The sequence below is a fragment of the Methylococcus geothermalis genome, from assembly GCF_012769535.1.
GTDB lineage: Bacteria > Pseudomonadota > Gammaproteobacteria > Methylococcales > Methylococcaceae > Methylococcus > Methylococcus geothermalis.
The window spans coordinates 1,167,097-1,178,399 of sequence record NZ_CP046565.1 but is presented as its reverse complement, the minus strand read 5'-3'; the positions used below and the strand labels follow the sequence as shown (position 1 = coordinate 1,178,399).

At 61.0% G+C, this 11,303-nt stretch carries 14 protein-coding genes; 4 read left to right on the top strand and 10 right to left on the bottom strand.

The window, feature by feature from the left end; genetic code table 11:
- The first annotated feature begins 109 nt into the window (after positions 1–109).
- Positions 110–499, top strand: coding sequence for a preQ(1) synthase (queF, locus tag GNH96_RS05730; protein WP_169602793.1), 390 nt, complete (start codon positions 110–112; stop codon positions 497–499).
- A 4-nt stretch (positions 500–503) separates the two neighbouring features.
- Here the strand turns inward: queF and GNH96_RS05725 are convergent, their stop codons facing one another.
- The 7 genes from GNH96_RS05725 to phoU form a co-directional block, all read right to left on the bottom strand.
- A complete protein-coding gene (locus GNH96_RS05725; RefSeq protein ID WP_169602792.1) occupies positions 504–1,139 on the bottom strand; it encodes an MOSC domain-containing protein in 636 nt (211 codons plus the stop codon).
- Positions 1,136–1,717, bottom strand: a complete 582-nt coding sequence (gene rnhB / locus GNH96_RS05720) for a ribonuclease HII (protein WP_169602791.1) — start codon at positions 1,715–1,717, stop codon at positions 1,136–1,138. Before rnhB ends, GNH96_RS05725 begins: the two co-directional genes overlap by 4 nt.
- A gap of 20 nt (positions 1,718–1,737) precedes the next feature.
- On the bottom strand, positions 1,738–2,532 hold the full coding sequence (gene lpxA, locus GNH96_RS05715) for an acyl-ACP--UDP-N-acetylglucosamine O-acyltransferase (RefSeq protein ID WP_169602790.1): 795 nt from the start codon (positions 2,530–2,532) through the stop codon (positions 1,738–1,740).
- The gene (fabZ, locus tag GNH96_RS05710) at positions 2,505–2,945 is read right to left on the bottom strand and encodes a 3-hydroxyacyl-ACP dehydratase FabZ (protein ID WP_169602789.1); all 441 of its coding nucleotides are present in this window, start codon (positions 2,943–2,945) and stop codon (positions 2,505–2,507) included. The genes lpxA and fabZ overlap by 28 nt, the downstream gene beginning before the upstream one ends.
- Positions 2,946–2,995: 50 nt before the next feature.
- Positions 2,996–3,502 carry an OmpH family outer membrane protein gene (locus GNH96_RS05705; protein ID WP_169602788.1) on the bottom strand — a complete coding sequence of 169 codons (507 nt, stop codon included), beginning with the start codon at positions 3,500–3,502 and terminating at the stop codon, positions 2,996–2,998.
- A gap of 159 nt (positions 3,503–3,661) precedes the next feature.
- Positions 3,662–6,082, bottom strand: coding sequence for an outer membrane protein assembly factor BamA (bamA, locus tag GNH96_RS05700; protein ID WP_169602787.1), 2,421 nt, complete (start codon positions 6,080–6,082; stop codon positions 3,662–3,664).
- The gene (gene phoU / locus GNH96_RS05695; protein ID WP_169602786.1) at positions 6,079–6,807 is read right to left on the bottom strand and encodes a phosphate signaling complex protein PhoU; all 729 of its coding nucleotides are present in this window, start codon (positions 6,805–6,807) and stop codon (positions 6,079–6,081) included. Before phoU ends, bamA begins: the two co-directional genes overlap by 4 nt.
- A gap of 281 nt (positions 6,808–7,088) precedes the next feature.
- On the opposite strand from phoU, the gene GNH96_RS05690 reads away from it, so the two are divergent.
- From GNH96_RS05690 to galE, 3 genes are read left to right on the top strand one after another with little or no spacing between them, the layout of a single operon-like run.
- Positions 7,089–8,108 (top strand): NAD-dependent epimerase, encoded by a 1,020-nt coding sequence (locus GNH96_RS05690; protein WP_169602785.1) that lies wholly within the window; start codon positions 7,089–7,091, stop codon positions 8,106–8,108.
- The gene (gene mobB / locus GNH96_RS05685; protein ID WP_169602784.1) at positions 8,105–8,656 is read left to right on the top strand and encodes a molybdopterin-guanine dinucleotide biosynthesis protein B; all 552 of its coding nucleotides are present in this window, start codon (positions 8,105–8,107) and stop codon (positions 8,654–8,656) included. Before GNH96_RS05690 ends, mobB begins: the two co-directional genes overlap by 4 nt.
- A complete protein-coding gene (galE, locus tag GNH96_RS05680; protein WP_169602783.1) occupies positions 8,653–9,648 on the top strand; it encodes a UDP-glucose 4-epimerase GalE in 996 nt (331 codons plus the stop codon). Before mobB ends, galE begins: the two co-directional genes overlap by 4 nt.
- A gap of 7 nt (positions 9,649–9,655) precedes the next feature.
- Here the strand turns inward: galE and GNH96_RS05675 are convergent, their stop codons facing one another.
- From GNH96_RS05675 to GNH96_RS05665, 3 genes are read right to left on the bottom strand one after another with little or no spacing between them, the layout of a single operon-like run.
- Positions 9,656–10,240 carry a CPBP family intramembrane glutamic endopeptidase gene (locus GNH96_RS05675; RefSeq protein ID WP_169602782.1) on the bottom strand — a complete coding sequence of 195 codons (585 nt, stop codon included), beginning with the start codon at positions 10,238–10,240 and terminating at the stop codon, positions 9,656–9,658.
- The gene (locus GNH96_RS05670) at positions 10,237–10,806 is read right to left on the bottom strand and encodes an SRPBCC family protein (protein ID WP_169602781.1); all 570 of its coding nucleotides are present in this window, start codon (positions 10,804–10,806) and stop codon (positions 10,237–10,239) included. Before GNH96_RS05670 ends, GNH96_RS05675 begins: the two co-directional genes overlap by 4 nt.
- Positions 10,803–11,300 (bottom strand): CYTH domain-containing protein, encoded by a 498-nt coding sequence (locus tag GNH96_RS05665; protein WP_169602780.1) that lies wholly within the window; start codon positions 11,298–11,300, stop codon positions 10,803–10,805. Before GNH96_RS05665 ends, GNH96_RS05670 begins: the two co-directional genes overlap by 4 nt.
- Between the last annotated feature and the right edge of the window lie 3 nt (positions 11,301–11,303).

Below are 11,303 nucleotides of genomic sequence, written 5' to 3'. Positions count from 1 at the left end.
ACGGGCGACTGTTCGGGGCTGGATCAACACGCTATTATACCGGGCAAAGCCTGCGCCCGCCCGAACGGTGGGCACGAGATGCACCACCGCAACACACGAACGACGCCTGATGCCTTCCCAACCAAGCAAGACCCTGGAAACCTTCGACAACCCCCGTCCGGAACACGACTACACGATCCGAATCGAAATCCCCGAATTCACCTGCCTGTGCCCCAAGACCGGGCAGCCCGACTTCGCGACGATCCTGCTGGACTATGTCCCCGATCGGTACTGCATCGAACTCAAGTCGCTGAAAATGTACGTCTGGTCCTTCCGGAACGAAGGAGCCTTCCACGAAGCCGTCACCAATGCCATTCTGGATGATCTCGCCCGCGCCTGCACTCCGCGATTCATGCGCGTTACCGCGAGATTCAACGTACGCGGCGGCATCCATACGACGGTCGTAGCGGAACGGCGTGCGCCGGGCTGGGAACCGGCCGCGCCAGTCGCCCTCCCTTGAGGCGTCATGTCAGCTTTTCGAGCAGGCTCCGACGCCAAGCCTCGGACAGCGCATCCAGGCTCAACAGCCTGGAAATGACTTCCTGCTGCCGCGGCCCTTTCACCAGAGCCAGCATGGCTTCGCGCACGCTGACGCCTCCTGCGCCCATCGCGATGCGCTCCAGCCGATCGCCGACCCGAAGCTCCCCTTCTTCCAGCACCCGCAGGTAAAACCCGACCCGGCCGGAAACGAGAAAGCGCTTGGGGAAGGTGTTGTCGCCGACTTTCAGGCCGAGCTTGAAGCAGGGAACCCGGGGCTGGGTCACCTGGAACAGCACCGGCCCCGCCCGGAACCTGTCGCCGATATGCACCTCGTCGTCGCCACCGCCGGCGAGGGTCAGGTTCTCCCCGAAATAACCGTACGGCAGGGTTTCGATGCCAAGGTCTTCCCGCCAGTGGCCATAGTTGTCCGCACTGTAGGCGTAAACCGCCTTGTCGGGCCCGCCGTGGTTTTCCCGGTCGACTTGGACGTCACCCTCGATGCCGGCCGCTCCGACTCTGACGGGATGGTCGACCGGCATCTTGTAGATTCCCGTCCCGACGCGGCGGCCGGCGTGTTCGATCTGGCGTTCGCTGCCGATGCTGATGCCCACGATTTTCATGAACCAGAACCTCCACCCATGGCGTCCCGAACCGGCGCAAAGCTGCGCCGGTGGCAAAAACTCGCGCCCAGACTGGATAAACGATCGACATGCAACTGCGTCGGATAACCCTTGTGGACACCCAGGAAATAGCCTGGATAAAGCCGATCCAGCACCTGCATTTCCTGATCCCTGAAGACCTTGGCAAGAATCGACGCGGCCGCGATCTGGGCCACCGATGCATCCCCGCCGACAACGGCCTCCCCGGGACAGTCCAACGGAGGATAACGGTTGCCGTCCACCTTGACCCAGTCTGGCCGGACCGGCAGCGCGGCGACGGCCCGGCACATGGCCAGCAGTGTGGCTTGCAGGATATTGAGCCGGTCTATTTCAGACACCTCGGCGCGCCCCACGGCCCAAGCCAGCGACTCGGACCGGACGCGTCGAGCCAGCTTTAGCCGGAGCGCCGGGCTCAGCCGCTTCGAATCGTCGAAGCCTCCGATATCCTGGCCGGGAGCGAAGACGACGGCTGCGGCCACCACGGGACCTGCGATACAACCACGCCCGACCTCGTCGACACCTGCAACCAGCCGGACCACCGAATGCCCCCTCGCAGCGATCAGCGGATGATGCTGCGTCCCTTCGCCCGCAGGAAATCCACCATGCAGGCGACTTCCGGCCCGTCCTCGCTCATCTCGTCCAGCAGGCGGACCGCTTCCTCGAGTTTGAAACCGGTCTTGTAGACGATCTTGTAGGCTTTCTTGATCTGCCGGATTGCCACCGAATCGAATCCGCTCCGCTCCAGACCGACGGCATTGATGCCATGCGGTTTGGTCGGGCGTCCGCCCACCATCACATAGGGCGGCACGTCGCGGGAGATCACGCTGCCCATGGCGGAAAAGCTGTGCTGCCCTATCCGGCAAAACTGGTGGACCAAGGAGAAACCGCCCAGGATGGCGTCGTCGTCGACCCGAACATGGCCCGCCAGCGACGCGGCGTTGGCCATGATGACCCGGTTGCCGATGACGCAGTCGTGGGCCACATGGGTATAAGCCATGAAGAGATTGTCGTCTCCGATGCGCGTGACGCCCTTGTCCTGCATCGTGCCGCGATGGAGGGTGGCGAATTCGCGCACGATGTTCCTGTCGCCGATTTCCAGCGAGGTCGGCTCGCCGCGGTACTTCTTGTCCTGCGGATCCTCGCCGACCGAAGCGAACTGGAAGATACGGTTGTCGCTGCCGATCCGGGTCGCGCCCTGGATGACCACATGTGGCCCTATGACCGTACCCGACCCGATACTGACGCCGCGCCCGACGATGGTATAGGCGCCGATCTCAACCCCGTCTCCAATATCCGCCGTCGGATCAACGATCGCCGTTGGATGGATCAAGAGCCCTGCTCCGCGGCTGCACACATGATCTCGGCACTGGCCACGAATTCGCCTTCCACCTCGGCGCGGCAGGCGAAGGCCCAGATATTGCGCTTGTGGCGCAAGTATCTCGCCTCGAGCCGAAGCTGGTCGCCCGGCACGACGGGGCGCTTGAAACGCACCTTGTCGAGCCCGACCAGATAATAAGTCGCCCCCTTGCCGAGGACATCGGGCGCCGTCTCCGAGGCCAGCAAGCCGGTCGTCTGCGCCAGCGCCTCGATGATCAACACCCCTGGCATGATCGGGACGTGAGGGAAATGCCCCTGGAAGAAAGGTTCGTTATAGGTGACGTTTTTGATGGCGAGCAGCCGGTTTCCGGGCTCGCACTCCAGCACTCTGTCCACCAGAAGAAACGGGTAACGATGAGGCAAAAAATCCTTGATAGCTTGAATATCCAATACTTTTTCCTTCTCGGGTTTCGTTGTCAGGCCATCAACCCGAATCCGGACTATTTCTTGCCCGATGGGCGGTAACTTGCAACCAGCTTCTTCTCGACTTTGTCGGTCACGTCGATGCTCTCGGCCGCGTAGACCACACCGTCGGTCAGCAGCAAGTCGAAGTTTTCCTCCTTTGCAAGGGACTGGATCGCCTCGAAAATTTCCTTCTGAAGCTGCGCCAGTTCTTCGTTTCTCCGCAAGTTGAAGTCCTCCCGGAATTCATCCTGCGCCCGCTTGGCCTCGCGTTTGCGGTTCATGAGGTCGCGCTCCTGCTCCTTGGTAATCTCCCCCCCCTTCGCCAGACGCTCTTCCAGAGACTTGATCTCCTTCTGCTCCGCCACCAGCTTCTTATCCCTACCGGAGAACTCCTTCTCCAGCTCCTTCTTGGCAGCTTCGGCCTGCGGCGCTTTCTCCAACAAGCGACCCACATTGACGAAGCCGATCTTGATGTCAGCCGCGCTGGGTTCGGCAAACGCCGCCGCCGACACGAGCAAAGACAATAGAACTTTCCGTACCATACTCCTCTCCGATGATGAATGTTGACCGGGACCGAAATGTCGCTGAGTCGGGAACCTGCCCGCCCCCCCAAAGCTGCCAGGGGCCGGATCGGGCTTTCACAAACGCCGGGAAACCCGCCGCATTATACAAAAATACTCGCCTCTTCCCGAAATACAGGGTCACATCCCCTGGAATCCGGAGCCGAAATTGAACTGAAAATGCTGGACCCGGTCCCCCGCCTGGGAGTTGAGCGGCTGGGCGATCGAGAACATCAGCGCACCGAACGGTGACAGCCATTTGGCCGAAATTCCCGTCGAGAAACGCAGATTCGAGAGTTCCGGCGAATTGGCGAATACGTTGCCTCCGTCGACGAAAGTGCCCAACCGGACGCTCTTTAGCTTCTCACCGGCGAAGGGCACCGGGAACAACAGCTCCACCGAGCCGGTCAGCTTGCTGTTGCCTCCAAAGGCATAGCCCCGGCTGTCCCTCGGCCCCAGTGAGTTGGGCTGGTATCCGCGCACGGAATTCGGACCGCCGGCGTAAAAGTGCTCCCAAAAAGGAAGAACGCTGTTGCCGCCGCCGCCGTAGCCGCCACCGTACCCGATATCGCCGTTCAGCCAAAGCGTCAGATCCTGGGTCAGAGGGAAATACTGCTCCAGCCGCACATTCGCCTTGAAATACTGCAACGTACTGAACGGCAGCGCAAACAGCCCCGTCAAACGCTGCGCGCCGCCACTGGTGGCGAATATCGCTCGATTGAGCGTGTCGTGGGTCCAGCCAAGAGAGGATGAATAGGTTGAATATTCGCTACCGTGCTCATCGATAAATTCGACGATCTGGGTAGACGACTGGTTCGTCGTCTTGAGCTTGGTATTACTGTAGTCAAGATTTGTTCGAATACTGTCGAACTCGCCGATGGGCAGGCCCCAGTTGCCCCCCACCTGGAACACATTGGTAATATAATTGGCTACATAATTGGAATATCCGGTATTGGTATCGCGATAGCTTATATCGAATCCGCTGCTGATGCCATCCAGCGTGGCATAGGGGTTAAAATACCCCAACGAGTAAATCGTATTGATCTGGCTGTTGTTGAAGTTGAAACTCACGCGCTTGCCGCTGCCGAAGATATTGTCCTGAGTCACCGCCGCGTTGAAGATGATGCCCTGGAATTGCGAATAGCCGACGCCCGCCGTCAGATTGCCGGAGGATTTTTCCGTCACGCTGTAGTTGACGTCGATCTGGTCGGTGGTCCCGGGCACCGCCGGCGTTTCAACATTGACTTCCTGGAAGTAGCCGAGACGCTCCAGCCTGGTCTTGGAGCGTTCGATCTTCGTGGTCGACGCCCAAGCCGCTTCCATCTGGCGCATTTCCCTGCGCAGCACCTCGTCCCGAGTCTTCGTGTTGCCCTGAAAATTGATTCGCCTTACATAGACCTGCTTGCCCGGATCGACGAAGAAGGTGATGTTTACCGTTTTCCTCTCTTGGTTGATATCCGGCACCATATTGACATTGGCGAAAATATACCCTTCCTCGCCCAGACGGTCCGATATGCCTTTCTGGGTTTCCGTGGCCAGTTTCCTGGAAAAGGTGTCTCCAGGTCCAATACGCACCAAGGGGACCAGTTCTTCCGGCGGCACGATGGTTTTGCCGGTCAGCTTGACCTGTTCCACCTGAAAGATTTCGCCCTCCTTGACGTTGATGGTGATATATATTTCCTTCTTGTCCGGCGTGATCGAAACCTGAGTGGACTCTATTTCGAAATTGATGTAACCGCGATCGAGATAATAGGAGCGCAGCCGCTCGAGATCCGCCGACAGTTTCTGTTTGGAATACTGATCGTCTTTGGTATAAAAAGACAGGAGATTGGAGGTACTCAGCTCGAAGTCCTGAATCAGCTCTTCGTCGCTGAAAGCGTTATTGCCTATGATATTGATCTGCTTGATACGGGCAACGCGGCCTTCGGCGATATTGATATTGACTGCCACACGGTTGCGGGGAAGCTCTGTGACTTGGGAATCGATTTTCAGGCTGTATTTTCCGCGGCTGTAATATTGGCGCCGCAATTCCTGTTCGACCTTGTCGAGAATCTGCCGGTCGAATACCTTGCCCTCCGCCAGACCGATCCCCTTGAGGGCCTTCAGCAGATCCTCGCTCCCTATATCGTGGTTACCGTCGATCTTGACGCTGGCAATGGAAGGCCGCTCTTCGACGAAAATGATCAATCTGCCGTCATCTTCTTCGAGCCGGACATCCTTGAAAAACCCCGTCTTGAACAGCGCCTTGATCACCTCGGCCGACTGTTTTTCATCCAGGGTATCGCCTTCTCGAACCGGGAGGTAATTGAAGACCGTGCCCTCGGAAATCCGCTGCAGCCCTTCGATTCGGATATCCCGGACGACGAACGACTCGAATGCAAACGACAGGGACGGCCAAGTCAGGATCAGCAAACATGCGTACAGGCTGCGCACGTGTCTTGCCAAGGTGATCCTGCACGAGCGGCCGCCGGCCGTCCCGGAAAAGGCAGCAAAACTATCGTTCAAGGGCCTGGCCGGAAGCGGTGGGATGCGGCATGCGGAACGTCGGAAGCCGTCGGTCATTCGCTTCGCAGATCTTCCTCGAGCTGTTCGAGGCTGATATGCCGAATGATCTTCCCCTTGGCGTAGTAGATGACGTATTCGCCTATATTGCAGGCCCGGTCCCCGACGCGCTCGAGCGCCCGCGCGGACCACATGATGTTGAGGGACACGGGGATGGTCCGTGGATCTTCCATCATGTAGGTAATCTGCTGGCGCAGGATGGTCTCGTACTCGCGGTCCGCCAGACGGTCGTCCTGCACCACCCGGAGGGCGGCATCCACGTCGATGCGCGCAAACGAATCCAGGGCGCCGCGCAGGAGGTTGCGTACGTACCTGGCCAGTTCCTCGATCTCCGAAAGCTGGTTCCTGCGGGGGAAATGTCCGACCATATCCAGGGCATGGCGCGCGATCCGTTTCGCCTCGTCACCGATCCGCTCCAGATCGGTGATGGTCTTGATGACGACCACGACGAGCCTTAGATCCCGAGCGGTCGGCTGGCGCCGGGCCAGAATCTGGGTGCATTCGTCGTCGATGGAAACTTCCAGCGTGTTGACCTTGTAATCGTCCGCAATGACACGCTCGGCAAGTTCCACATTACCCTCCAGCAGCGACTTCACCGCCGACGCCACCTGCTCTTCCACCAGTCCGCCCAGTGCCAGAACCCGGCTGCGGATGTCCAGCAACTCATGGTCGAACTGCTTGGAGGTATGCTGGTGCTGATGTTCAGGGTCGATGAAGGAAGGCATGGTTCGACTGGGGGCTGTCTCGGACGACGGAACTGCGGACGAATGGGTAGTGATTCTACCAACTCGGCTCACGCGGTAAAAGACGACGAGGCTTGAAGCATTTCTCAATCTTCCGGGAATTCACGACTATCCTATAAAATCCAGCCCATCCATAGAAAACCTGGCCCCATTCCCCCGTCAATCTGACGCCCTCTGCGTACAATACCCGAAAAACCTGGAGACCTCGGAAAATATGACGTTTTCGTTAAAGCGGCGCCGTCTGACCAGCTCACGCCGGTAATATGAAAGTCCTGGTCACTGGCACCGCCGGCTTCATCGGATCGCACCTGGCCCACAAGCTTCTGGACCGGGGCGATGAAATCATCGGTATCGACAACCTCAACGACTACTACGACGTCGGCCTCAAAGAAGCCAGGCTCGCCCGGCTGCAGGCTCGCCCCGGCTTCACCGAGGTGCGGATCGCATTGGAGGAACGAGGGCGGCTGTTCGAGACTTTCGCCCGGCACCGGCCCGAGCGCGTAGTGAACCTGGCCGCCCAGGCCGGCGTGCGCTACTCGCTGGAAAACCCGCATGCCTACATCGACGCCAATCTGGTCGGCTTCTGCAACATCCTGGAAGCCTGCCGGCATCATGCGGTAGAACATCTGGTCTACGCCTCGTCCAGTTCGGTCTACGGCGCCAACACCGCGATGCCGTTTTCGGTGCATCACAACGTCGATCATCCGGTCAGCCTGTATGCTGCGACCAAGAAGGCCAACGAACTGATGGCCCATACCTACAGCCATCTGTTCGGCCTGCCCACCACGGGCCTTCGCTTCTTCACGGTGTACGGGCCGTGGGGGCGGCCGGACATGGCCCTGTTCAAGTTCACCCGCAGCATCCTGGCGGGACAGCCGATCGAGGTCTACAACTACGGCCACCACCGGCGGGATTTCACCTATATCGACGACATCGTGGAAGGCGTGGTGCTGACCCTGGACAAAATCGCCGCGCCCAACCCCCAATGGCGCGGCGACGAGCCCGATCCCGGCACCAGCCGGGCGCCCTACCGGCTCTACAACATCGGGAACAACGAGCCGGTCGAGCTGCTGCGCTTCATCGGAGTGCTGGAGGCATGCCTGGGCCGCAAGGCCCAGATGAACCTGCTGCCCATGCAGGACGGCGACGTGCCCGACACCTATGCCGACGTCGACGACCTCATGCGCGACACCGGCTACCGCCCGGGCACCCCGATCGAAACCGGGATCGCGCGCTTCGTCGAGTGGTACAGGGATTACTACGGAGTTCGCGGACGCCGATGAACACGCCGGTTCTTGGTTTCGCCGCCTTCAGCGGCACTGGAAAAACGACTTTGCTGAAAAGCCTGATCCCGCTGCTGAAACAAGCCGGCCTGAAGGTCGGGGCGATCAAGCACAGCCACCACGGCTTCGAGGTGGACCAACCCGGCAAGGACAGTTTCGAACTGCGCGCGGCCGGCGCCACGCCGGTGATGATCACCTCGTCGAAACGACGGGCCATCATCACCGAGCGCGAGACGCCGCAGGAGCCCCGCCTCGCCGACGAACTGGCTCATTTCGACGCCGCCGGACTGGACCTCATCCTGGTCGAAGGCTTCAAGCACGAGCGCTACCCCAAGATCGAGCTGCATCGTACAGCCTTGAGCAAGCCCCTGCTGTTCGCCGAGGACGACTCCATCATCGCCCTCGCAACGGACGGCGCGACCTTCCCCGGTTCTGTCCCGATTCCGCGACTCGACATCAACGACCCCCGCCAGATCGCCGATTTCATCCTGGACTGGCTGCGGATGCGCAGCGGTTCGAATCAACCCCTGAGACCCGAGACCCCATGAAACGCAAAGGCATACTCGTCACCGGCGGCGCCGGCTACATCGGCAGCCATGTCGTCAAGACGCTAGGCGAAGCGGGCGAACGCCTGGTCGTGCTGGACAACCTGTCGACCGGCTTCCGTGACGCCGTCCTGTACGGCGACTTCGTCGAAGGCGATACCGGCGACGGCGCCCTGCTGGACACGATCCTGCGGGACTACGAGGTCGAGGCGGTCATGCACTTCGCCGCCCATACCATCGTGCCCGAATCGGTCGAAAACCCGCTGAAGTATTACGGCAACAACACCTGCAAGACCCGCACCCTGCTGGAAGCCTGCCAGAGGGCCGGGGTCAGCCATTTCATCTTCTCATCGACCGCCGCCGTCTACGGTATCCCGGAAGGCGAATACGCGCTGGAAACCTCGCCGCTCGCGCCGATCAATCCTTACGGTACCTCGAAGCTGATGAGCGAGATGATGCTGCGCGACCTGTCGGCCGCCACCCCCTTGCGGCACGTGGTGCTGCGTTATTTCAACGTCGCCGGCTCGGACCCCGAAGGCCGCATCGGCCAGAGCACGGCCAAGGCCACCCTTCTGATCAAGGTCGCGGCCGAAGTCGCCACCGGCAAGCGCGACCGCCTGTGCATCTTCGGCACCGACTATCCGACACCGGACGGCACCGGCATCCGCGACTACATCCACGTATCGGACCTGGCCGCGGCGCATGTCGCCGCCCTGGCCTACCTGCGCCGCGGCGGAGCATCCACCACGATGAACTGCGGCTACGGCCACGGCTACAGCGTGCGGGAAATCGTCGACACCATCAACCGGGTCAACGGCACCCCCATCGCGGTGGAAGAGCAGCCGCGCCGAGCCGGAGACCCCCCTCGCTTGATCGCCGGCGTGGGGCGCATCCAAGAAACCCTGGGCTGGACGCCACGTTACGACGACATCGAACTGATCGTCCGGACGTCGCTGGACTGGGAGCGCAAACTGGCCGCCCGAGGCAGCGCCTGAAAACGGCTCAGCGGGCCGTCCCCGCCCGATAGCTCGCGGCCACGGCCAAAAACGCGACGATGTCGTAAAGCGAATGAATCAGAATGGGAACAAGCAAATTGCGTTCGCCGCCGACATCCAGGGCGAAGCCGAGGTAAATACCGGTCAGGCCGGCCAGCAGGGCGTACAGAGGGGAAACCCAATGCACCAGTGCGAACACCAGGTTGCTGAAGACCAGGCCTCCCAGCCAACCCCAGTTGGCCTCGAACCAGGGCTGGAAAAATCCGCGAAACAAGACTTCCTCTGTGATGCCGGCGAGGAAGCCGAGAAAAAACAAGTCGCCGATTCCGCAGGCGGCGAGAAAAGGCCCGAGCTTGTCCACCAGGACCTGCTTGATTTCACGCAGGCCGGCGAGGCGGGTGCCGTAGGACCACTGGAACACCAGGCATAGCGGCAAAGTTCCGGCCACGCCGTAGGCCAAGCCCTCCAGATCAAAGCGCAGCGCGGCGACCGGATCGATCCCTGCCAGACCGCCGAAGCCGAACGCCAGCAGCAGCAGGCTGCCCTCGAAAACGGCCGCGAACTTGAGAAAACCGCCTCGGCGCGTCCTCACGCACCCGCCCCGCCGGCATCGCCATCCTCTATCCGAAGACTCAGGTGCTCCGGCTTTGCATCGCTGTCCAGAACCCCCGCCAGCGCCAGCAGGAACACGTCCATGACGCCGTGGTAGGACAGCACATAACGCACGAAGAACCGGAATGCCGGGTGGAAGATGCTGTCGCGTTCGGTGATCGTCAGCACCGTGGCCTCCTCGCCGTCCGCCTCGAGTTCGTAGACCCAGACGCCGCGCAACGGCAGATGTTCACCGGCAAGAGCGGTCACCAGACGCCGTGGCGGCGAGGCTTCCAGCACCCGGAACCGGACCTTCGCGCCCCCCGCACATACCTCGTACCAACTGGGCAACCCCTCGATATCCGGTGCCCGTTCCACAGCGGCGAGGCCGGGCCGCCAGTGCGGAAAGCCCCCGAAATCGCTGATGATCTCCCAGACCCGCTCGGGCCGCGCCGGCAACCTGATGCGGCTCGCGGCCTGATGGGTTTTCGGCAAGCGCATCCCGAGCAGGAACAGGGCGGCCACCGCCAGCAGCAGAAAACCGATGACGATCAGCAACGCGATCATGCCAGAGCCGGTTTCCGGTCCTGTTCAGGCCACCGGCTGAACGGCAGCGTCGACAAGCAGGTGTTGTAATAGCGTGCATCATGGGTGACTTCCTCGCCCGCCCACGCCGGCAGTTCGAAGGGTTCGTCGGGGTCATCGAGTTCGAGCTCGGCCACCACCAGGCCGGCGTTCTCCCCTTCGAAGACATCGACCTCCCACAGCTTGCCCGCCACCGGCACGAAATAGCGCACCTTCTCGATCAGCGGCTTGCAGCTCATATCCCTCAGCAAGGCTTCGCCGTCGGCGACCGGTATTTCGTATTCGAACTCGTGGCGCTGGGTTCCGATCGTCGCGCTCTTGATGTTGAGCCAAGCCCGCTCGCCGCTGATGCGGACCCGCACCGAACAGCGCTGCTCGTCGTTCAGATAGCCCTGGCAAATACGCATGGAATCGCTCACCGCCTTGCGCCAGCCCTCGCCCCGCACCAGGAATTTCCGTTCGATTTCAAGCGCCATGCC

Coding starts and splice junctions, on each gene's coding strand:
- bamA (WP_169602787.1), bottom strand. CDS start 6,082: ATGACCGACGGCTTCCGACGTTCCGCATGCCGCATCCCACCGCTTCCG.
- GNH96_RS05670 (WP_169602781.1), bottom strand. CDS start 10,806: ATGATCGCGTTGCTGATCGTCATCGGTTTTCTGCTGCTGGCGGTGGCC.
- phoU (WP_169602786.1), bottom strand. CDS start 6,807: ATGCCTTCCTTCATCGACCCTGAACATCAGCACCAGCATACCTCCAAG.
- mobB (WP_169602784.1), top strand. CDS start 8,105: ATGAACACGCCGGTTCTTGGTTTCGCCGCCTTCAGCGGCACTGGAAAA.
- galE (WP_169602783.1), top strand. CDS start 8,653: ATGAAACGCAAAGGCATACTCGTCACCGGCGGCGCCGGCTACATCGGC.
- GNH96_RS05725 (WP_169602792.1), bottom strand. CDS start 1,139: ATGAAAATCGTGGGCATCAGCATCGGCAGCGAACGCCAGATCGAACAC.
- GNH96_RS05690 (WP_169602785.1), top strand. CDS start 7,089: ATGAAAGTCCTGGTCACTGGCACCGCCGGCTTCATCGGATCGCACCTG.
- queF (WP_169602793.1), top strand. CDS start 110: ATGCCTTCCCAACCAAGCAAGACCCTGGAAACCTTCGACAACCCCCGT.
- GNH96_RS05665 (WP_169602780.1), bottom strand. CDS start 11,300: ATGGCGCTTGAAATCGAACGGAAATTCCTGGTGCGGGGCGAGGGCTGG.
- GNH96_RS05705 (WP_169602788.1), bottom strand. CDS start 3,502: ATGGTACGGAAAGTTCTATTGTCTTTGCTCGTGTCGGCGGCGGCGTTT.